Source organism: Lentzea sp. HUAS12 (assembly GCF_024125735.1).
GTDB classification, from domain to species: Bacteria; Actinomycetota; Actinomycetes; order Mycobacteriales; family Pseudonocardiaceae; genus Lentzea; species Lentzea albida.
Genome location: NZ_CP099738.1, coordinates 8204060 through 8225543 on the forward strand (window position 1 = coordinate 8204060; position 21484 = coordinate 8225543).

19 protein-coding genes are annotated in these 21484 nt (G+C 70.3%); 7 read left to right on the forward strand and 12 right to left on the reverse strand.

The window, feature by feature from the left end; genetic code table 11:
• The first annotated feature begins 111 nt into the window (after window positions 1-111).
• Window positions 112-1719: a ricin-type beta-trefoil lectin domain protein gene (locus ND450_RS38485; RefSeq protein ID WP_253323029.1), complete on the forward strand. Its 1608-nt coding sequence runs from the start codon at window positions 112-114 to the stop codon at window positions 1717-1719.
• Here the strand turns inward: ND450_RS38485 and ND450_RS38490 are convergent.
• The 4 genes from ND450_RS38490 to ND450_RS38505 all read right to left on the reverse strand — a co-directional run bounded on the left by ND450_RS38490 (window position 1716) and on the right by ND450_RS38505 (window position 7259).
• Entirely contained in the window at window positions 1716-2519 is an 804-nt protein-coding gene (locus tag ND450_RS38490; RefSeq protein ID WP_253323030.1) for an SAM-dependent methyltransferase, read from the reverse strand. The two genes, ND450_RS38485 and ND450_RS38490, sit on opposite strands and share 4 nt — an antisense overlap.
• 58 nt (window positions 2520-2577) lie before the next feature.
• A complete protein-coding gene (locus ND450_RS38495) occupies window positions 2578-3612 on the reverse strand; it encodes a hypothetical protein (protein ID WP_253323031.1) in 1035 nt (344 codons plus the stop codon).
• Complete coding sequence (locus ND450_RS38500) at window positions 3605-4078, reverse strand: sigma-70 family RNA polymerase sigma factor (protein WP_253323032.1); 474 nt, start codon at window positions 4076-4078, stop codon at window positions 3605-3607. The genes ND450_RS38495 and ND450_RS38500 overlap by 8 nt, the downstream gene beginning before the upstream one ends.
• A gap of 118 nt (window positions 4079-4196) precedes the next feature.
• Window positions 4197-7259, reverse strand: a complete 3063-nt coding sequence (locus tag ND450_RS38505) for a CHAT domain-containing protein (protein WP_253323033.1) — start codon at window positions 7257-7259, stop codon at window positions 4197-4199.
• 200 nt (window positions 7260-7459) lie between these two features.
• On the opposite strand from ND450_RS38505, the gene ND450_RS38510 reads away from it, so the two are divergent.
• The gene (locus ND450_RS38510; RefSeq protein ID WP_253323034.1) at window positions 7460-7939 is read left to right on the forward strand and encodes a DUF4262 domain-containing protein; all 480 of its coding nucleotides are present in this window, start codon (window positions 7460-7462) and stop codon (window positions 7937-7939) included.
• A 204-nt stretch (window positions 7940-8143) separates the two neighbouring features.
• Here the strand turns inward: ND450_RS38510 and ND450_RS38515 are convergent, their stop codons facing one another.
• Window positions 8144-9100 (reverse strand): YafY family protein, encoded by a 957-nt coding sequence (locus ND450_RS38515; RefSeq protein WP_253323035.1) that lies wholly within the window; start codon window positions 9098-9100, stop codon window positions 8144-8146.
• An 80-nt stretch (window positions 9101-9180) separates the two neighbouring features.
• Between ND450_RS38515 and ND450_RS38520 the strand changes: the two genes are divergently transcribed.
• Window positions 9181-9357, forward strand: a complete 177-nt coding sequence (locus ND450_RS38520) for a hypothetical protein (protein WP_253323036.1) — start codon at window positions 9181-9183, stop codon at window positions 9355-9357.
• A complete protein-coding gene (locus ND450_RS38525; protein WP_253328105.1) occupies window positions 9357-9656 on the forward strand; it encodes a VOC family protein in 300 nt (99 codons plus the stop codon). The genes ND450_RS38520 and ND450_RS38525 overlap by 1 nt, the downstream gene beginning before the upstream one ends.
• Here ND450_RS38525 and ND450_RS38530 read toward each other — a convergent pair.
• From ND450_RS38530 to ND450_RS38545, 4 genes are read right to left on the reverse strand one after another with little or no spacing between them, the layout of a single operon-like run.
• Entirely contained in the window at window positions 9640-11013 is a 1374-nt protein-coding gene (locus ND450_RS38530; RefSeq protein WP_253323037.1) for an NAD(P)/FAD-dependent oxidoreductase, read from the reverse strand. The two genes, ND450_RS38525 and ND450_RS38530, sit on opposite strands and share 17 nt — an antisense overlap.
• Entirely contained in the window at window positions 11013-12230 is a 1218-nt protein-coding gene (locus tag ND450_RS38535; protein WP_253323038.1) for an MAB_1171c family putative transporter, read from the reverse strand. Before ND450_RS38535 ends, ND450_RS38530 begins: the two co-directional genes overlap by 1 nt.
• Window positions 12217-12774 carry a hypothetical protein gene (locus ND450_RS38540; RefSeq protein WP_253323039.1) on the reverse strand — a complete coding sequence of 186 codons (558 nt, stop codon included), beginning with the start codon at window positions 12772-12774 and terminating at the stop codon, window positions 12217-12219. Before ND450_RS38540 ends, ND450_RS38535 begins: the two co-directional genes overlap by 14 nt.
• Window positions 12775-12832: 58 nt before the next feature.
• Entirely contained in the window at window positions 12833-13528 is a 696-nt protein-coding gene (locus ND450_RS38545; RefSeq protein WP_253323040.1) for a hypothetical protein, read from the reverse strand.
• 212 nt (window positions 13529-13740) lie between these two features.
• On the opposite strand from ND450_RS38545, the gene ND450_RS38550 reads away from it, so the two are divergent.
• On the forward strand, window positions 13741-14667 hold the full coding sequence (locus ND450_RS38550; protein WP_253323041.1) for a GGDEF domain-containing protein: 927 nt from the start codon (window positions 13741-13743) through the stop codon (window positions 14665-14667).
• A gap of 120 nt (window positions 14668-14787) precedes the next feature.
• A complete protein-coding gene (locus ND450_RS38555) occupies window positions 14788-15828 on the forward strand; it encodes an IS630 family transposase (protein ID WP_371927759.1) in 1041 nt (346 codons plus the stop codon).
• Between the two features lie 10 nt (window positions 15829-15838).
• Here ND450_RS38555 and ND450_RS38560 read toward each other — a convergent pair whose 3' ends face one another.
• Complete coding sequence (locus ND450_RS38560; protein WP_253323043.1) at window positions 15839-17149, reverse strand: DUF2252 domain-containing protein; 1311 nt, start codon at window positions 17147-17149, stop codon at window positions 15839-15841.
• Window positions 17150-17394: 245 nt separating this feature from the next.
• Here ND450_RS38560 and ND450_RS38565 point away from each other — a divergent pair, with 245 nt between their 5' ends.
• Entirely contained in the window at window positions 17395-18174 is a 780-nt protein-coding gene (locus tag ND450_RS38565) for a hypothetical protein (RefSeq protein ID WP_253323044.1), read from the forward strand.
• Between the two features lie 3 nt (window positions 18175-18177).
• Here ND450_RS38565 and ND450_RS38570 read toward each other — a convergent pair whose 3' ends face one another.
• Together ND450_RS38570 and ND450_RS38575 are read right to left on the reverse strand one after the other, a co-directional pair.
• Complete coding sequence (locus tag ND450_RS38570) at window positions 18178-20169, reverse strand: glycosyltransferase family 39 protein (RefSeq protein WP_253323045.1); 1992 nt, start codon at window positions 20167-20169, stop codon at window positions 18178-18180.
• On the reverse strand, window positions 20166-21386 hold the full coding sequence (locus tag ND450_RS38575; protein ID WP_253323046.1) for a bifunctional glycosyltransferase family 2/GtrA family protein: 1221 nt from the start codon (window positions 21384-21386) through the stop codon (window positions 20166-20168). The genes ND450_RS38570 and ND450_RS38575 overlap by 4 nt, the downstream gene beginning before the upstream one ends.
• Window positions 21387-21484: the final 98 nt, after the last annotated feature.

The following is a 21484-nucleotide window of genomic DNA, read 5'->3' on the forward strand; positions in this document are numbered from 1 at the left end:
TGCTCCGTCCGCTGCATCGGATTCTGTGGTCCGGGCCACAGAGATCTCGGTTCGGCCGGATTTCGGTGTGAATCCTTTTCATGTTCACGCCTGTGCGCCAGCCTTCACCTCATGCGCATCATCCCTGCACTGGCACTGTTGCCGCTGCTGCTCGTCCCCGTCGACGCGGCCGCCGCCCCCACCGGCAACTACTACCTGCAAAGCGCCGTGACCGGCCAGAACGCGGCCGTCTCCGGCTCCTCGGTGCAGCAGCACCGCCCCAAGGGCAACGAGGACCGCCAGCAGTTCTCCTGGAACGGCAGCACGCTCTCCGAAGGCGGCCTGTGCCTCGGCCGCAACGGTGACGCCACCCAGATGGTCAGCTGCTCGAGCGCCGCGGCCCAGTGGGTCGGCCTGCTCGACGACCAGGACAGATACCGCTTCAAGGACCCCGGCGCCGACCGCTACCTGATCGCGTCCGGCACCGACCAGGTCCGCGTCGGCACGGGCGACGACACGTGGTTCCTGACGCCCGTGAACCCCGTCCGCGTCCAGACCCCGGCCGACCCGCGCCTGGACGAGATGACGTTCCTGACCTCCCACAACGCGTACGCGAACGGCGTCGACGGCGGGTTCATGTTCGCCAACATCGCCCCGAACCAGTCCCGCGGCATCGTGCAGCAGCTCAACGACGGCGTCCGCGGCTTCATGCTCGACATCCACCAGACCCCCGACGGCGCGATCCTCTGCCACAACAGCTGCACGGCCGTCAGCAAGCCGGTCGCCCTGAACGTCGACCTCCAGCGCATGGTCGACTTCCTGAAGTCACGCCCCACCGAGGTCGTCACGGTCTTCCTGGAGGACTACGTCTCCGCCGACGTCCTGCGCTCCGAACTGGCCCGCGTCCGAGGCCTGAACGACGTCCTGTTCCGCGCCGAGGGCGTGCGCGAGCACGGCTGGCCGACGTTGTCGCAGATGAGGGCCACCGGCAAGCGGCTGCTCATCTTCACCTCGCACGGCCGTGACGGCCGCGAGGACACGGGTGTCCTCTACCAGCGCGACTGGACCGTCGAGAACTACTGGTCCATGGGCGCGGGCCTCGGCAACAGCGACTGGTCCTGCTACTCCCGCTGGTCCGACAAGCCCCTGACCGCGACGGAAGCCGACTTCCGCCCGCTGTACGTGATGAACCACTTCCGCGACGTCCCGATGCAGGGCACCGTCAGCACCGACAACGCGAAGACCGCCGACCGCGCCCAGCGCTTCTGCGAGCCGGCCGCCCGCAAGACCCCGAACTACCTGGCCGTCGACTTCTACCACCTGAACACGCCGTCACTCCCGGCTCTGCGCCACCCGTCCGGCGCCGGGTCCGTCGAGCTGCCCTCGGGCCTGTGCCTGGACAACGACAAGGGCGGCACCGCCAACGGCAACCCGGTCCAGATCTGGACCTGCAACAACACCTACGCGCAGAAGTGGCGCGTCGTCGCCGACGGCACCATCGCCATCGCCGGCAGGTGCCTCGACGTCGACAACGGCGGCACCACCAACGGCACCGCCGTCCGGCTGTGGCAGTGCAACGGCACGGGCGCGCAGCAGTGGCGCGTGCGGTCGGACGGCTCGGTGCAGAACCCGCAGTCGGGGCTGTGCCTGGACAACCCCGGTGCGTCGACCACGCCGGGCACCCGCCTGAACCTGTGGACCTGCAACGGTTCCGCGGCCCAGACCTGGAAGTTCCGCTAGAGCTTGCGGCCCACGCCCACGTAGACGTCCTCCGGGCCGCCCTCTCCGGCCGGGCCGAGTTCCGGGTGCCACTGCGGCGCCGGGACGACGCCCGGCTGGAGGACCTCCATGCCGGCGAACATCGGCTCGAACTCCGTGAGCCCGCGGAAGTACATCGGGTCGCGGCTGTGCTTCATGGCCTCGACGACGCCGCCCATCTCGTCCGGCTTGAAGTCGGCGGTGAGGTGCGACAGCGCGATCAGGCTGCCCTCGGGCACGGCGTCGCGGTAGCGGGCGACGACCTCGGCCGGGCCCTTGTCGTCCGAGACGAAGTGCAGCACGGCGACCATGAGCAGGCCGACGGGCTTCGAGAAGTCGATCAGGTCCTTCACGACCGGGTCGGACAGCACGTCGTCGGGGCGGCACATGTCCGCCTGCACGACGCCCGCGTTGGCGTTGCCCTCCAGGATGAGCTGGCTGTGCGAGACCGCCACCTCGTCGTAGTCGACGTACACGACCCGTGCGTCCGGATTCTCCTGTTGCACGATCTCGTGGACGTTGCCGACCGTGGGGATGCCGGAGCCGAGGTCGAGGAACTGCGTGATGCCCTGCTCCATCATCAGCAGGACGGCACGGCGCATGAACGAGCGGTTCGACGCGGCGATGGCGCGGCCGTCGCGCAGGATCTGCAGCACCTTGTCGCCGACCATGCGGTCCGACGCGAAGTTGTGGCCACCTCCCAGCAGGAAGTCGTAGACGCGCGCTGCGCTCGGCACGTCCGTGTTGATCCCCGCGGGCACCCAGGAGAAAGGCTCGGCCATGACGGAGAACCTACCCGCATGCACGCACGCGTGTATCGGCCCGGATCGGGTGAAAGCGTCAGTCCGGGCGGGCGGAACGGGCCGAGATCTGCTCTGCCAGCACGAATGCCCCGGCGACCCGCGCTTCCTGGTCGAGCCAGTGCAGGTGGTCCTCGGCGCGGGTCGACCGCAGGTTCCGCGCGGACGCCACGGCCTCCGCCGCGAACCCGGTCGCCGCGGCCACGTCACCGAGTGCGAGGTGGTTGCGGGCCAACGCCGTCAACGCGAGGGTGCGGGACCTGCCTTCGTCATAGGTGCGGACCTTGGTGGTGAGTGAGGCGATGGCCTGCGGGGGATCGTCCAGCACGCGGCGGTCGGCCCACGCGTTGTGCGCCGCCACGAAACCGAGCTGGAAGGCCTTCAACGCGTCCTCGGGTGCGTTGTGGTGCAGGAACATCCGGCCGGCGCGGGTCAGGACGGACGCGATCAGCGACTCGTCCTCGGCCTGCCTCGCCAGCGTCAGGGCGTGGGCGAAGTGGGGGATGGCGGTGCCCGGCTGCCCGCTGTCGAACGCCGTCCAGCCCGCCAGCTCGTAGACCTCGGCGACGGCGGTCCACGTCGGGACGTCGCCCACGACGACCATCGGTTCGACGTCGGCCAGGTGCTCCAGAACCGCTGTGTGGCAGGCGATCCCGCCATAGCGCTCGTCCAGCGCGCGCAACGCCGCAGTGCGCCTCGCGATCTCCGGGGCGGCGATGTGGCGGGACGGCATGCCCGACGGCAGCCAGTCGAACGTGGGCGCGCCCACCATGATCCGGGCCGCGTGCTCCAGGAACCGTTGCCGCTTCAGGGAGTTCTCGAGGACCAACTCCTCGGCCTCGGGAAACCCGTCCTGCACGGCGGCCGCACACCACTGCGCGGCCTCGTTCTCCTCGCCGAGCGCGAAAAGCACGCGGGCCAGCCGCACGGCCGCGTCACCGAGGTGCTGGTCGGCGGCGACCCGGAAGTGCACGGCCGCCTCGCGCAGGCGACCGGCCCGTTCGGCGGCCTCGCCCGCGCGGTACATCCGTTCGACCGCGTCGTCGAACTCGAACCGGTCCAGCAGCTCACTCATCACTGCCTCCGAGGATCCGCCGCAGCTCGGCCCGGCCGCGGGTGAGGTGCGTGCGCACGGTCGACTCGCCGACCACCAGCACCGCGGCGATCTCGCTGACCGAGTAACCGAGCAGGTGGTGCAGGGCCACGGTCTCGCGGTGCCTGGGGGAGAGCTCGCGCAACGCCGAGTGCAACGCCTCCACGTCGTGCGCCGGTTGGACGCCCTCCGGCACCTCGGCCAGAGGGGTTTCTCGCGCGTACTTCTGCTCCCAGCGCCGCAGGAGGCGTATCGCGACCTTGAGCACCCACGCCTCAGGCTTGTCGTACGCGTGGATGTCGCCCCACCGGTGTTGTGCGATCAGCAGCGCGTCCTGCGCGATGTCCTCGACCACGCGGGTGTCACCGCTCAGCGCCGTCAGCGTCCTGGTCAGCACGGGCCGGCACTCGCGGAAGAACTCCGCGAAGCCCTGATCCGGTGCGCTCAACGGCCTTCCCTTCAGCGTCCGCTCGTGTCGTTCACCGCCCGACGGCGACCTTCACCGGTTACAGGCGTTGAAACCAGCGAAGGCTGACAGCGGGAAGGGAATTCACCCGATCGGTTGCCTAGGGGAGCAGGTGGCGGAAGGCCGCGACCAGCAACATGCGCTGTTGGTCGACCTCCAAGCCCTCGTCGACGTCCTCGCCCCGTCCGGAGGGGCTGCCGAACGACTCGACGCGGACCGCGATGTCCACGACGTCGGAGGCCAGCTCCACAGTGGACTCGTCGTCCGGGATCGGCTCGTTCTGCTGGTACAGCTCGTAGCTGAACCGCATCCCGACCGTGCCGTCGAACGTGGCCTGCTCGGTCGGGAGCTGCAGCGCGTCGAACACCGCCCGGTACAGCGCGGTGCCGGTGAGGTGCAGCGGTGTCATCACGACGTGCGTGGTGCCGAGGTCGTGGCTGCGCACCGAGATCGCGGTGGTCGGGCCCTGCGGCGTCGGCGGAACGGGTTGCGGGAACACGGGGAGCTCCGACTTGCGGTCGGAGCGCCAGACCGCGACGAGGCGGTCGGCGGCGTCCCGGAGGTCGATGTGCTTGCGCGGTGCGAGGAGTGGCGGCAGCGGTTCCTCGTCCAGCCGCACGACGAACAGGAAGGCGCGCCGGCGGGTCATCTCCAGCGTGAACGCCGGTGTCCACTCCGTGGCGGCCCACTCGCGTTGAGGGGTGTTCGCCGACCACAGCAGGACGTAGTAGTCCGAGGTCGCCAGTGCCTCGTCGATCCCGGCGGCGACGTCGCCACCGGGTGCGCCCGCGTTCTCGTCCAGGTAGGCGTTGACGTTGCGGGCCTCCAGATCGGCGCGCAGCCGCTCGGCGTGCTCGCGGTCCTTGCCCGCGAACGACAGGAACACCTTGGGGCGGGTCTCGAGCGGCACGGGGTCTCCGTTCTTCCTGAGTCGTCTGCGCAGCGGGCCCGCTGAGGTCTGCACGCCCGCGTCGCCGTGCAGGGACCAGCACGCCCAGTCCGCCGGGTGCCGGTCGGCGACTTCTCCCAGCGCGTGCTGCAGAGCGCGATCCCGGGGCAGGCTCGCGAGGTTGCGGTCGAACGCGTCGAGCACCTTCCGCGCGGCCTCGCCGTCGGACCTCCAGCGGGCGGCGACGACCGACGCCGCACCCGCGGTGATGGCCGCGCGGACGAACCCGGCCCGTTCGTCGCGGCCGCGCTGCTGGGTCATGCCGGACTCGCAGGCGCCGAGCACGACGGTGCCGAACGCGCTGAAGTCCATCTGCGCCAACGCCTCCACGGTCACCTGTCCGTCGCCGAACTGGAGCCACGACTGGTCGGGGTTCATGCGGTCGTGCATGCCGTGGGCGTTGACGCGGAGGCGGTGGAACCGGCCCGCCCGGACGGCTCGGTGCAGCTCGGAGGCCTCCCCGACGACCACCGCGTCGTCACCCCTGCGCCGGCGGGACCGGCGTTGCAGCGGCCGCAGCGCGGACAGGCACGGCAGGCTGGACAGCGCGTGCGTCAGGCCGAGGAAACGGGTCGTGCCGGTGAGCGGCAGGCCCGCCAGCGGGACGTCGGCGAGGACGTCCCCCGCCACCACGACGATCCTGGAAGCCTTGGGCGGCAGGGCCTTCACGACGTCGTCCAACGCGATCAGATCGGCCAGCTCGACCAGCAGGGCGCCGAGGATGGCTTTGTCGTACTTGGGTTTCCACGCTTTGAGGCGGCGGACCGTGTCGGTGAGGTCACCGATGTGGACGTCGGTCGTCACGTGCGTGATCCCGCGGCCGATCACCAGGTGGTGCAGCCGGTCCGGTGTCGCGTGCATCATCCACACGACCTGGTCCCTCGGCAGGTGCCGCGTGATGCCGGCGAGCCAGCGCCGGGCCGCCCGCAGGTCGGTGAAGCTCGGCAGCTCGCGCGGTTCGGGGAGGATCGACGTGCCCCTGGCCGTCTCGACCGCGACCACCAGTCCCGCGAGCGCCCTGTCGCCCTCGCGGCGGACGCGGCGAGCCGCCGCGCGCACCCGTCCGTCCTGCACGCCGGGGGCCGTGCGCAGCATCCGCAGCTTGACGCTGGGGCTGTCGCGGTGGTCGGCGATGGTGTCCTCGATGCGGTGCGACTCGGCCCAGTGCTGGGCGGCCAGGTCCTCGTCGCCCGCGTCGGCGAACGTGTCGCCGAGCTCGCGCAACGCCAGCGCGGTGAGCTCCGCGTGACCGGACCGGCTCGCGACCTCGAAGTGCAGCACGGCCTGGTCGAGCCGTCCCCGCGCGTGAGCCAGTTCGGCGGCGGTCAGGTGCCACAGCGGGGAGTTCCCCTCGCCCAGCATGCCCTCCGCCTTGAGCAGCTCGTCCTCGGCGATCAGGCGGCGCACGTGGGAGAGCCTGCGCTCCGGGCTGAGCGCCTGCGTGGCGTCGGGGAGCCGCGAGACCACCTCCGGCCCGGCGGCCGCGACCAGCAACGGGAAGAGCTTGCGCGCCGCACCTGCCTGCCGGGTCATGACCAGCAGCACCGTCAGCTCGTACAGGACGGCGAACCGCAGCGCGGCCTCGATCTGGTAGCTGGTGACGCACCGCGTCATCAACGCCAGCGCTTCCTCGTACCGGACCTCCCGGCGCAGCGCGGCGGCCCGTTGGAGGAACTCCATGGGAGTGCGGGGAGTCCGGTCGCCGAGCTTCGCGACGCGCGTGCCCCTGCGCACGTCCAGCAGGAGCCGGTCGCGCCCGACGTGTTCCAGGTACTCGGGCCTTCCGGCGCGGCGGAAGTGCCGTTCGGCGGCGTCGAGCTCGCTCTCGGCCGTGGGGTAGTCGTAGAAGTCCGCAGCCGCCAGCGCGGCGACCCGCGCGAGCCGAGCCTGTTCCAGCTCGGTGAGCTTCAACCGCCGCAACTCGCGCACGTCGTGCTCGGCAGCGATGTGATCCGTTGCGGCACTGCGGATCTGGGCTCTGACGACGCGCAACGTGGTGTCGTTGCCCGCCTGCAGGTACTCGTCGCAGCGCTGTGCGGCCTTGGCGATCGCACCGAGGTTGAGCAACGTCGAGCAGTGGTCGTGGGCGACGGCGGGACTGATCTTCGCGGCCTTCTCGTAGGCGAGGTCGACACCGAGCACGTTTCCGCGCAGTGCGGCGGACCGCGCGGCCTTGACCGCGTCCGCGAGTGGGCTGCCGGGTTCGATGCGCATTCAGTCCCCAGCTGGGTGGTGCCCTTGTGCTACTTCGGGTTGAAGCGTTCGTTGGCGCATGCACGTTCCTCCGTGCGTCGCAGATTAACGATCCAGACGGCCCACAGATCGTTTGTCAACTTTCTGTCAACGAATCGCTCAAACGATCTTGTCGGTGCTCCTCGGCACACTGGATCCACCACCGATCCGAGGAGACCACCATGTGCTGGGACTGCGACCACCCCGCCGACCGGATGGAAGAACACCTGGCCACGCTGCGCCGCTGCATAGCCGCACGGGGCTGGGCCGTCCAGGCCGTGGAACGGGACCGGGCCCACCCGCCCTGGGCCTACACGGTCGGCCTGAGCCCCCGCGGCCTACCGGAACTGGTCGTGACGGGCATGCCCGTCCTCGAAGCGGGCCGCCTCCTCGACGACATGGCGGAACACCTCGCGCACAGCTGCCTCCCACCCCCGGGAAAGCGCTTCACGGTGCCCGGCGGCCCCCTGCTGGAGGTGGTCCGCGTGGCCCGCCCGTGGGCGCACCTGCTGGTGTCCGCGCGGCTGTACGGCGAGGGCATCGAGGCCCTGCAGCTCGTGCACGCCGACGAGGCCGGGCGCTGGCCGTGGGACAGCTCCTACGACGGGGTGGTGGGAGGGCAGCCGGTGCTGGGGTTGAGAGCGGGGCCGCCAGGCGGGTGAGGGGCGGCGGGGCCGTGCGGGTGGGGGCGCGGTGGGGCTGGTCGGGCTTGGCCTTGCTGCTGCCTCGCCGGCGCCGCTGCGACTCGCCCCTGCCTCACGTCTGGCCCCGCCTCACGTCTGGCCCCGCCGCACGCGACCCGCCGACCGCCCGACGTCACCCACTTCACTCGCCGCCCACCTCACCCACCACTGCCACCGCCCCCATCACGGCCACCCCACAGCCCGCCCGATCCGTTCCCCCACCCCCCGAAGGTGCTCCACCAGCTCCCCCGGCCCCTCCACCACGAACTCACACCCCAACGAGGTGAGCCGAAACCCCAGGTACTCAACGGTGTCCTCAGGACTGAGCCAAGAACACCACCCGTCATCAACCACCCTCAACTCACCGCAGAAGTCCGCCAACCGGGCCCGAGCAAGCTCCACCGGCAGCCTCAGGGTCGCTCGCGCCTGGAACGTGGGAGCCGTGTCGTACATCTGCTGCGTCACGAACGCCACCGCATCCCCGCCAGGCGGCACCCGAGGCGCGAACCGGGCCCCGGTGGCCACCGCCGACGACACCCGGTCCAGCCGGAACGTCCGCCAGTCGTCCCGCTCCACGTCGAAAGCGAGGAGGTACCAGCGCCGGCCGAGCGCTACCAACTGAACAGGCTCCACGTGCCGCTTCGAGACCACGTTCTCATTGGCCACGTAGGCGAACCGCACGCGTTCACGAGCGGCGACCGCGCCGGCGAGCACGGTCAGCTGGCCGGGATCGACCGCAGAGTCGTGTGACACCGGGGCGGAAGTCGCCGAGGTCAACGAAGAAACCCGTCGGGCCAGCCGGGACGGCAGCACCTGCTGCAGTTTCGCGAGGGCGCGCACGGACGCCTCGGCGATGCCCGCCACCGGCTGGCGGGCGGCGACCCGCAACCCGACCGCGATGGCGACGGCCTCCTCGTCGTCGACCAGCAGCGGGGGCATCGCCGCGCCCGCGCCCAGGCGGTACCCGCCGAGCACGCCCATCGACGCCTCGACGGGATAGCCCAGGTCGCGCAACCGGTCGACGTCGCGCCGCACCGTGCGCGGGGTGACCCCGAGCCGTGCCGCGAGTTCGCTGCCGGGCCACTCGCGCGGCGTCTGCAGCAACGACAACAGGCGCAACAACCGGGCCGCATCGCTCATCCGGCAAACCTAGGACACAACTAGGACCGATCCCGTCCTACATGCGAAATACGGTCGCCCCGACGAAAGGGGAGACCACCATGAAGGTCGTGCCCGAGGGCTACCACACCGTGACGCCGTGGCTGATCAGCCGGGGCCGCACGGCCGAGCTGATCGACTTCATCACCGAGGTGTTCGACGCGACCGAGCTCGGACGGGTCGGCGAGGCGCCGGAGATCGGCCACACGCCGAGGTCCGCATCGGCGACTCCGTCGTGATGCTGTTCGACGTGCCGAACTGGCCGTCCACGCCCGCGTTCCTGCGCCTCTACGTCGCCGACGACGCGGCCACGCTCGACAAGGCCCGGAAGCTGGGCAGCCGGGTCGTCACCGAACCCACCGAGCTGTTCTGGGGCGACAGGGTCAGCAGGTTCGCAGACCCGTTCGGCAACCTCTGGTGGCTGCACCAGCGCGTCGCCGAGCCCACCGGGGAGGAGCTGAACGCCAGGATGAACGACCCGGCGTTCCTCGAAGCCATGGCCTACGTGCAGAGCGCGGACTTCACTCCGCGGACGTGACCCGCTCGCGCTCGTCCGCGGTCAGCGTCGGTTCCGGCGACGCCGACCGCGGCCCGCGCAGCGTCGCCCACACCATCCGCGGGCTGAGCAGGTTCGCCATCGGCGCGGACAGGGTGAACGCCTCCAGGAACGCCCGCGTCACCGGTGGCTCCGTGGTCGCCGTGCGCACCAAACGGTCGACGTAACGCTGGAGCACCCGCCCGGCCAGCGGCAGCGGCTTCCCGACCGCGCCCGGATACAGGATGTCCTGGTTGGTCGCCATCGCCCACGCCCCGTCGACCACCTTGCCGATGCCGCGCTGGATCTGCTGAGCGGAACGCCCGTCCGCGAGGCCCGAGTCCAGCACCTGTGCGCTCTGCGCCGCGATCGACATGCCGTGCCCGTAGACGGGGTTGTACGTCGCCACCGAGTCGCCCAGCGCCAGCAACCCCGACGGCCACGACTTCAAGCGCTCGAAGTACATCCGCCGGTTCGCGGTGCTGTGCGACCCGTACACCGGCGACAGCGGCTCGGCGGACTCGATCAGCTCACCCACGACCGGGTTGCGCACCGACCGCGCGAACGAGACGAACTCCGACTCGTCGGTCGACGGCTCACCGCCGCGCGTCCCGGACAGCGTCACGAGCCACTTGCCGTCCTCGATGGGCAGCAGGGTCGCGGTGCACCCCGGGAACGGGTCGCGCGGGTTCGCCTGCACGTTGACGAGCGGGAACCCGGAGGCGGCCGTCGGGGGAGCCTGGAAGATCCTCGTGGCGTAGGCGAGTCCGGAGTCGACGCTCTCCGACTCCACCTCGGGCAGCCCGAACCCGGCCAGCCAGGCGGGCAGCCGGGACCCGCGCCCGGTGGCGTCCACGACGAGGTCCGCCTCCAGCGAGACCTGGTCACGGGAGATCCGGTCCTCGACCAGCACCCCGGTCACGGCGTCGGCGGACCCGAGCAACGACACCGGCTCGGTCCCGGTCAGCACGGAGATCTTGTTGTCCCGCAACGCCTGCGAGCGCACCACCCAGTCGAGCAGCGATCGGCTGCACGTGACGATGAACTGCATCTCCGGGAACCGCGGCACCCAGCCCTGGGCGCTCAGCGACACCAGGTCGTTCGGCACCCCGATCCGGTGCGCCCCGGCCGCGAACAACGCGTCCAGCGTGCCCGGCAGCAACGACTCGATCGCCCGCGCGCCACCGGACATCAGCAGGTGCGCGTGCCGGGCCTGCGGCACGCCGGAGCGCGGCGTGGGCCCCTCGGGCAGCTTGTCCCGCTCCACCACGGTGACCTCGTCGACGTGCCGGACGAGCACGGACGCCGCGAGCACGCCCGCGAGCCCGCCTCCGAGCACAACGGCGTGTGTGGGTGCCATCAGTCCATTCCCCCTGCTGCTTCCACCCGTGCCGTGCCGGCGACGGCGGCCTCGACCATCGGCGAGTGCTGGTAGGCACGCGAGATCCGGACCCACCTGTCGTGCTCGGCGGCGAGGTCGGTGCCGTCGACGATCTCCGCGGCGGGACGGCGCTGGGGCGTCCGCGCGCGGCCGCGGGACGAGCCCGCGGCGCGCAGCTGGGCGGCTTCCACGACCGCGGCCACCTCGTCCTTGGACAGCGAAGCCTGCTGCGCCAGCGAAGCGGCCGCCTCGCCGACCGACAGGTCGAAGTACGGCGTCAACGCCCAGCGCCAGTCGTTGAGCTCGATGATCTGCCGGCGCACGCGGTGGTGCGGGTTGAGGAACTTGCCCGGTGCCACCAGCACGATGCCGGGGTTCACGTGCACCAGCGCGCGGTGCAACGGCCGCAGCGCGAAGTACGTGCGCCAGCGCCGCACCCACTGCGACGGTGACGGGCGGCGCGGCCCGAACACCGGCAACGCCATCGCGATCACCAGCGGGATCATCGACAGCGACGCCATCAACGGCGCCGTCGTGCTCAGGACGTCGAAGCTGCGCTCACCGGCCCAGTCCATCAGCAGCACGAACAGCTTGACGACCGCGAACGCCATGGGGAACAACGCCGCCGCGCAGTACCAGCGCAGCCCGAGGCGCAACCACGGCCGCGCGGAGATCGCCTCGTCCCGCGAGCCCTGCCAGCAGTGGTACGCCTGACCACCGCAGCCGATCAGGGTGGCGACGAGGTAGATGAACAGGAAGACCGCGATCGTCGGCTGCGTGGCGTAGTAAGTGTCGAAGTCGACCTGGCGTTCCTCGCCCACCTCGGACTTGGCGAACAGCACGACCATCGCGGCCACGACGGTGGCGTAGCTGACGACGATCAGCCGCACTCGTTGCCACGCCTGGGCCGCCGGGTAGCGCCAGTACAGCACCAGCGCGAACGCCGACCCCGCGAAGCAGACCACGAGGCCGTAGACGAGCAGCGCGGCGAAGTTCGGCACGCCGGTCACCCGGTTGACCCAGGTGATGTTCGCGGGAGCCGCGAAGAGGATGGCGAACGCCGAGAAGAACACGGTGGAGATCAGCGCCACGACGCGGGGGCTGCCCCAGCTGGAGCGCAACGAGCGGATCTTGTAAACGAGGAGGAGCAGTCCGACGACACCGCACGAGAGGTAGATCAGGTTAAAGATCGCCACGACGCACCCAGCGAGATCTTCCCTCGAGCGACTCGGCGACCCGGCGCACGTGCGCGGGCTCCTCGGTGGCGGCGGTGTCGGCCCACACCCGGTGTTCCGTCAGCCTCTCCAGCAGGTGGTCGGCGAGGTTCTCGGCCTCGCGCTCCTCGTCCTCGGTGAGCGTCGTGCGGCCGGCGATGATCTTCGCCATCCGCGGCAGCAGGTGCGGCGCGAGCCTGCGCAGACCCTCGTCGCGGCCGAGCGCGACGGGCTGGTGCTGGAGCAGCACGTGGGCGAACTCGTGCAGCAGCACGTGCAGGCGGTGGTACCAGGACGGCGAGTCGGCGCAGATGACGAGGTACGTGCCGTTCTCGAGCAACGCCGTCGCGCCGCTCAGGCACACCGCGTTCGTGATGGCGGCGAACCGGACGTCGACCTGGCGCCCGAGCCGTTCGCTCATGAGCTCGCAGACGCGGCGGCTCGCCTCCTGGTGCGTGGCGTCGGGCGGCAGCGCGAGGTCCCGGGCGACCTCGTCGACCAGCTTGCGCAGTTTCCTGCGGTTCACCCGCCGCCTCCTCTCGATGTCGTCTGCGGTCCAGGCCGAGATCTTCACGCCGTCGTCGTCACGTGGGGCGGCGGCCGTTCAACGGGAACGACCACCCCTCACCGACTTCGAGGGCCTGCCGGAACCCTTCTACCGCAGCAGCCCTGGCCTGCGGGGAGAGATCGCCCGTGCGTTCGGCCAGACGGGTGACGAATTCGACGACGCCGAGCTCGCGCAACGCCAGGAAGTCCGTCAGCTCCGAGTCGACGCGCGCCGCCAGCTCGTCGTCGAAGAAGTACGCGGGGTCGGCGCCGAAGTGGTCGGCCAGGCCGAGGATGTGCTTGAGCCGCGGGTTGTCGCTCGTGTTGCCGAGGAGCTCGCGGATGTAGCTCGCGGAGATGCTGCCGAACTGCCCGGACGAGCTGATCGCGGTCGCGACCTCCTCGGGCGACCACGGGCCGCGGTCCGGTGGGTGCACGGCTTCGAAGAGCGTGCTCAACGCCGTGGGACGCCATCCGGGCTGTTCTGCCGTGCGCAGCTCACGACGGCCACCCAGGAACACGGCGGGGTGCACGCCGAGCGCGCCGGCGAGGTCGACGATGGCCTGGCACGTCGGGTTGTCCTTCACGCCGAGCCGCAGCTGCGAGATGTAGCCGTGCCCGATGTCCCCGCCTCGCGCCTTCACCGCGGCGGAGAGCGCTACGTTGGTGACCTTGCCCCAGCCGTCGGGCGGGGTGGTGCACAGCTCGTTGAGGACCACGGCGAACGGCCTCACGCCACACCTCCGCTGGAGCGACTCGCGGCCAGGAAATCGTTCCACTGCTGTGGAACCACGCGAGCATATGGCATCACAGGGGTTGAATCCATCCACTCCGCAGCCCTATGATCACACTCCGCCGCTTGCACTGATGTGTCGCGTTTGATCCGAACGACGTCACGTCAGTTGAAAGGGGCAGATCGGGCCGGTCAGAGCATCCGGGGGGACTCGTGGCGACTGCGCGGACGGGGTTGTCCGTCGACCACAGTTCCCTGCGCCTGCACGACGAGAGCGCTCCCTCGCGTTGCGGCTCGTGCGCACAACCGTTCGGTGCCTGGGCGACGGACCGCCTGACGGGCCTCCTCGGCCGCTGGGGCTGGGACGACCAGGCGCCCGCGGCGTACCGCCGCGCCCAGCGCCGGTGGGAACAGGTCGCACTGCTCATGGTCGACCTCGACCGCTTCAAGAAGATCAACGACGAGTACGGCCACCCGGCCGGCGACGTGGTCCTCGCCGACGTGGCCGCGGTCCTCAAAGCACATACGCGCCCGACAGACCTCGTGTGCCGCTACGGCGGCGACGAGTTCCTGGTGCTGCTCCAGCACACCACGGGCCGGGAAGCGGCCACTGTGGCCGAACGGATCCTGCGCGGCATCCGCACGTTGCAGACCGAGATCACCACGAACGACGGCCACCACCTCACCCTGCACGGCCAGACGGCGTCCATCGGCGTCGCCTCCCACGTGCCGAGCGGCGAGGACGCGCTGATCGACCTGGTCCGAGACACCGACGCGGCCCTGCAACGGGCCAAGCGGACCGGCCGGGCCAGGGTCCACCTGCACGACCCGAGCACGTTCGCCGCCGAGCGCACCGACACCTCGGCCCTGCACCACCTGCTCGCGTTGCAGGACCTGATGAGCAGCGACCAGCTACCGCAGGTCCTCGTGTCGCTGTCCGACGGCCCCAAGGCCACCGAGGACCTGGTCTCGCTCCTCGGCCCGAGGGTGATCCTCACCCTGGAACGGCTGCAGGACAACGGTTTCGTGCTCCGCCGCGCGTCCCGCTATGAGCTGACGGCCGCGGCCCGCGAGTGGATCACGGACGTGCTGCCGGCCGTCGCCGCGTGGACGAACCGCCACCACGGCCTGGTGCACTAAGCACCTGACCAGAAGTTCTGTTCGTAACTCGCGTGAGTTGACCTTGCCGCGAACGTGAAGAGCCCCGTCGGGTTGGATTCGGTTACCACACAGAATCGACCCGACGAGGCCTCCACAAGTATGCGCCCCGCGCATGTCTACGCAGATCTGACCCCCGTCCAGCACGATGAGCTGGTCGCCGCCTTGCACGGACCCTGGCGAGTCGCCGCCCGCATCGTCATCGTCCTGCTGTCTGCGTCCGGCATGAGCGCACCCGAGATCGCCGAACTTCTGCACTACGAGCCCGTCACGGTGCGCCGCTGGATCGCCCGGCACACCCGCGACGGCATTCACGGACTGCCCGACCGGCCCCGCAGCGGACGCCCTCGTCTGGGCAGCACCACACTCGGGCAACGTATCCACACCCTGCTGCTGACACCGAAAGCCTGGACCACCGCACGACTCTGGAACGCCGCCCGACGGCCAGAGATGAGCCTGCACACCTTCTACCGGCGGCTCCGTGAGCACGGCAGCTGGCGAAGACCTCGCCTGATCGCCAAAGGCGACCCCGACCACGACGCCACCTGCCACACGATCCGGACCCGCATCGCCGCACTCCCGGCCGGGTCTGTTGTCCTGGCCGAGGACGAAACCCACCTCGACCTGCTCGCACGGGTCCGGTCGTGCTGGATGCCCACCGGCCTGCGCCACCGGATCCTCACTCCCGGCAGCAACATCCGCCGCACCCTGCACGGCGCGGTCAACCTCGCCACCGGAACCTGGCACCACCACGTCTCGGTCAAGAACGTCTCCGTGGTGTTCTGCTACTTCCTGCAGATGCTGCTCGACGCCTACCCCGACGCACCGATCGTTGCGGTGATCTGCGACAACGGCGGCACACACCACAGTGGAATCACCAAGCGCTGGCTGACCGAACATCCGCGCCTGATGCTGATCGAGGGCGCGAAATACAGCCCCCAGGACAACCCCGTCGAACGCATCTGGGCAGGCCTCAAACACCACATCGCCAACACCGCCCCCACCACGATGGCCGGCCGCGTCCGCCAGGCACACGCCTACTTCCGCGACCGCACCACCGAACAGAACCTCACCACCGCCGCACCCTGGACAAGCCCCTGGCTACCTGAAGGTTTCGGACAAGACTTATGGCCAGGTGCTTAGAACACCGGCCTCACGCCGTCGAGCCGACACCCTTGATCCGGCCGTCCCGGAACGCGTCCACGAACAGCCGGTGGTCCTCCCGGGTCTGCCGCGCGTACCCCAGAGCGAACTCGACGATCGAGTCGCAGAAGTCGGCGTCGCGGTCCCCGATCACGGCCGCGATCGCCTCCTCGCACTGGAAGTCGACCAGGGTCTGCGAGGAGTCCGAGTCGGCCACGCAGTGCATCTTCGCGGTGGCCCGGCCCAGGTGGTCGAGCACCGGGAGCATGTCCGCGGGCTCGGTGAGGTCGGACCAGTCGAGGTCCGCCTCGTACGGGGAGAGTTCGGCGACGACGTAGCCGACGCCGTTGATCTGCGTGTGGCCGAGCCACGGGTCGGCGTGGGCCTGCAGGGCCCGCTGGGAGACGGCGGTGCGGTGGCCGTGGTCGGTGAAGTACTCGCGGATCCCGGGGTCGGCGACGATGCGGCTCGGCGCGGCGACGTTGGCCTGCTTCATCGACAGCACGACGTCGTTCTCCAACGCCTGCGAGCGGCCCTCGACCAGGATGTTGTACGCGTGCAGGCCGGCCGAGCCGATGCCGAAACCGCTGCGGCCCACCACGTCCTTGACGGCGTAGGTGCGGCTCGACGCCCGTTTGCCGGTCGGGATGGTGTCCAGGTAGGACTCGTAGGCCCGCAGGACGTCGTCGTGGACCTCCGGCGGGAGTTCGTGGGTGCCCTCGCGGTCGCGGCGGAAGCGGCGCTCGTAGTCGACGACCACCGTCTTCTCCTCCAGCAGGCCGATCCTGGTGGCCAGGCGGGCCCGTTGCAGGACGCGGTGCAGCACGCCCTCGGTGCTGTCGAGGCGCAGACTGAAGAGCTCGTCGTTCGGGTGCTCGACGAACGAGCGGACCTGCGCGACGTACGAGAGGACGTAGGTGCGGATCAGTTCGGTGATCGCGCTGTCGGGCAGCGCCTTGCGCCAGCCGAGGAGGGCCATCGAGGCGGCGAAGCGGCGGAGGTCCCACGTGAACGCGCCGAGGTAGGCCTCGTCGAAGTCGTTGACGTCGAACACCAGCGTGCCCTCGGAGTCCATGTAGGTCCCGAAGTTCTGCGCGTGCAGGTCGCCCTGGATCCAGATGCGGCCGGTGCGGTCGTCGGCCCACTCGTCGGGCATTTCGGCCATGTCGGCGTAGAACAGGCACGCGCTGCCGCGGTAGAACGCGAACGGCTCGGCCGCCATCTTGCGGAACTTGTGCCGGAACGCGGCGGGGTCGGCGGTCATCAGCCCCGAGAAGGCCTCTTCCAGCACGCTCACGATGCGTTCGGCGCGATCGGTCATGGTGCATCCCAACACGTCGCGGCCGGAACGAGAAGGGGCGACAGCGAGCAGGAATCGAGAAGCCCGGCCCCGCGGGAGGCGCCTAGCGTCAGGACCATGTGCTTCATGTTCGGTGCGAGCGAGGAACAGGTCCGCCGCGTACTCGAGGACCAGGCGGACGAGGCGGACGAAGAGGACGTACCGGCGGTCGAGAACTGGTCGCGGGACTAGGGATCGCGTCCATGCCCGGCAGAACACTTCCGGGCATGGACGGATCTGTGTCACGCCGGAGCATCCTCGCCGCGGGGGTGGCGGGGTCGGCGGCGGTTCTGCTCGGCACCCCGAACGCCTCCGCGGCGGCCCTCGTCACCCACTCCGAGATCAACTCGCAGCCGACCTTCTACGAGGTGAACGGCGCCGCGACGTCGTTCCGCTACGAGCCCGCGTTCTACGCGCGGCTGGAGGCGTGGCACGTGCACTGGCGCAACTGGACGCCGTACCACTGGACCGCGCCGCACAAGATCTACTCGTACGGCGCGTACGTGGACAAGCCCGGCATGCACGGCGACGGCAGGGCGTTCGACCTCGCCCGCATGCTCATCACGAACCGCGACACGGGCGCCACGTTCACCGCCTTCAACGCCCGTTACGACCAGTGGCGGAACACGACGGGTGACGCCCTGCGCACGGCCCGGATCCGTTACTGGGGAACGATGGCGTCACTGCACCACCACTTCCGGCACGTCCTGTCGTACCTGGACGACGCCGAGCACCACAACCACGCCCACATCGACAACGCGATCTCGGGCAGCGGCGACTCCAGCTTCGCCACCTCCTCGACGACCCAGACGTACTTCGTCCAGGCCGCCTGCCAGTACATCTGGGGCTACTCCACCGGAATCGACGGCGACTGGGGCCCGCAGACGCAGCGGGACTCCTCAGCCGCCCTCGTCCGCGCCGGTTCCGACGGCGTGATCACCACGCAGAGCCGCTGGCTCGCCTTCTGCAAGGCGAGTGCGCAGCAGGCGTGGGCGCTGGTGCCCTGACCGTCACGCCCGGCACTCCAGGAGCTGCTCGGACCCACCGCCGTAGAGGTTCGGGTCCACCGCCGAGCAGTGCTGGGAGATCCACGCCTGGCGGCCGTGGTCGTCACGGCCGCCAGGACCGCCCATCCGGTCGCCACCGCCGAGCACGAACTTCAGCCTGCCCTCGCTCACCCACGTCTGGAGCTGGTCGACCGACGGCGCGTCGTCGGAGCCGGAGAACCCGCCCATGCCGATCACGACCTCGTCGGAACCCATGATGAACGGCGAGGCCATCTGCGACGACCCGGCGACCGCGAGCGTGATCTCCGCGCCACCGCTGTTCTCCCTGGCGTAGGCCAGGATCCGCTTCTGCTCGTCGGTCAGCTCACCCCGGCCACCACCGCCGGGGCCGGGCATCGTGCCGATCTGCGGCCGCGCGGGCCTGCCGTTGCCCGGCCTCTGCCCGCCGAAGACCTGGAAACCACCACCACCGCGTTCCGCCGGTCCGGCCGCAGGGATTGTGCCGTTCGAGCTCGCCGTCGCCGCCGTGGCCGTCGACCACACCGCGGGCACCAGCAGGACGGCGACCACCGCGGCCACGAGTCCGGCCCGGCGCAGTCCCAGCACCAGCACGACGACGGCGACAGCGGCCACGCCGAGCACGGCCCACCGCGTCCAGCCGTGCCAGGACGTGTCGCGCGAGACCACCACGAACGCCCACCCGGCCGTGAGCACGACCGACAACGGCAGCAGGAACCGCACGAAGCTCTTGGCACGCCAGAACATCACCATCCCGGCGGCGCTGATCGCGGCGACGGCCGGCGCCAGCATCGTCGTGTAGTACGGGTGGAAGATGCCCTGCGCGAGGCTGAACACCAACGCCGTGACGAGCAGCCAGCTGCCCCACAGGAACCAGCCCGCACGCTCGGCCGCGTCGCCGGGAACCCCGCGCCGCCACCGCAGCACACCCGCCACCGAAACGGTTCCCAAGACCAGCAGGCACAACGGCAGCAGCCACGAGATCTGCCCGCCGACCGACGCGTCGAACATGCGCGTGATGCCCGGCTGACCGCCGAACATCGCCCCGCCACCGGGTCCGCCGAACTCCATCGGCCCCTGCCCGGTCGGCGCCGCGCCACTGGGCACCGGCATGCTGCCGCCACCCCGGTTGCCGCTCCCGCCGAACACCCGGCCCAGCCCGTTGTAGCCGATGATCAGGTCCCACGCGCCGCCGTCCGTGCTCCCGCCGATGTACGGCTTGGAACCGGGCCAGAACGCGTGCAGCGCCACCCACCAGAACGACGACGCCACCAGCACCGCGCCGGCGGCGAGCAGGTCGAGGATCCGCCGTTTCACCGACCCCGAAGTCCCGACCAGGTAGGCCAGGGCGAAGCCGGGGACCACGATCCACGCCTGCAGCATCTTCGTCAGGAACCCGCATCCGATGAAGAAGGCGCACCACAGCAACCACTTCGTGCGCGACCGGCTGTCCGCGGCCTTGAACGACCGCGTGAAGGCGTAGGCGGACGCGACGAGCAGCAGCACCAGCAACGTGTCCGGGTTGTTGTCGCGGTTGATCGCGACGGTGATCGGCGTGAGGGCGAAGATCAACGCCGCGAGCAGCGCGACCTGTTCGCCGGCCCACAGCCGGACGGTGCGGTGCAGCAGGAACACCGCCGCGACGCCCTCGACCACCTGGGGCAGCAACACCGCCCAGCCGTGGAAGCCGAAGAGCCACACGGAGATCGCCTGCGGCCACAACGCCATCGGCGGCTTGTCGACGGTCACCACGCCGGCCGGGTCGAACGAGCCGAACAGGAAGTTGGTGAACGACGTCGACATCGACTTCGCGGCGGCCGAGTAGTAGGAGTTGCCGATCTGTCCCGCGCCGATCGCCCACGCGTACAGGCCGCCGGCCAGCACGCAGATCGCGACGAGAGCCCAGACGTGCCAACGGGAAGGTCGTGCTTCAACGGGTTCGCCAGCAGGGGCTGCCACTTCGGCAGTGGCGGTCATGCGTCGTCCTTTCGGTCGTTGCGGCGGAACACCCAGCTCCGCAGCAGGAAGAAGCGACCCACCGTGCCCAGTGCCGAGGAACCGAGCAGCACCACCAGTTCCAGGGTGCGCGGCGGGTCGGGGGAGACCGCGTACAACACGAGCAACGCGGCCGACGTGAACGCGTAGTAGAGCCCGAACACCACGAACCCCTGCAGGTGCGTCTTGCCGCGGGAGGCGTTGCGGGCCGTGAAGGTGAAGCGCCGGTTGGCCTCCGTGTTGAACAACGTGGTGATCACCAGCGCGGCGAGGTTCGCCACCAGCACCGGCCACCAGAGCCGGAAAGCGCCGTACAGGGCCAGGTTCGCGAGCGTGGAGATCACGCCGATGACCGCGAACGACAGCACCTGCCAGGAGAGGCCGCCCTCGCTGCGGCTCAGCACGGCGTCCGGGTGGATGGCCCGGGGCTGCGGTCGGCGCGGCAACCCGGTCACGAGCGCCGTCCCGTTGGCCTTGGCACGGGCAACGCGGATCAACCCCTTGATGTCGTCGATCGCGGTCCCGACCACGTCGACCCGGCTGTCCACGTCCTCGACCCAGTCCACCGGCACCTCGTGCACGCGCAGACCGTTGTGCTCGGCCAGGAGCAGCAGTTCGGTGTCGAAGAACCACGCCTCGTCGCGCGCCTGGCCGAGCAGCGGCCGGACGACCTCCGTGCGCGCGGCCTTGAACCCGCACTGCGCGTCGCTGAACCGCGCGCCGTGCGTCAGCCTGATCAACGCGTTGTAGGCGCGCGACACCAGCTCTCTCCGCGGCCCGCGCACCGTCCGCGATCCAGGCGCGAGGCGCGAGCCGATCGCGAGGTCCGAGTGCCCGTTGAGCAGCGGCGCGACCAGCGGCAGCAGCCCGTCCAGCCCCGTCGACAGGTCGACGTCCATGTAGACGACGACCGCCGCCTCGCTGGAACCCCAGGACTCCCGCAGCGCCAGCCCGCGACCCTTGCGGTCGAGGTGGTGCACGCGCACCCGCTCGTACTTGCGCTCCAGCTCGCGGGCGACGTCCAGGGTCCCGTCCGTGCTGGCGTTGTCGACCACGACGATCGACCAGTCGAACGGGAACTGCTCGGTCAGGAAGCCGTGCAGGACCTCGACGCAGCCGGGCAGCGCGCGTTCCTCGTTGTAGACGGGGATCATGATGTCCACCGTCCCCGTGGCCTGTGCGGTGCTCACCGCCGTCATGGCTCTCTCCGTTCCACTGTGGACACGACTCGCTCGTTCCGAGATCGAGCCTGCTGACGGAGTTGTGAGAACGTCCTTGGCTTCCGCTGAGAGAATCG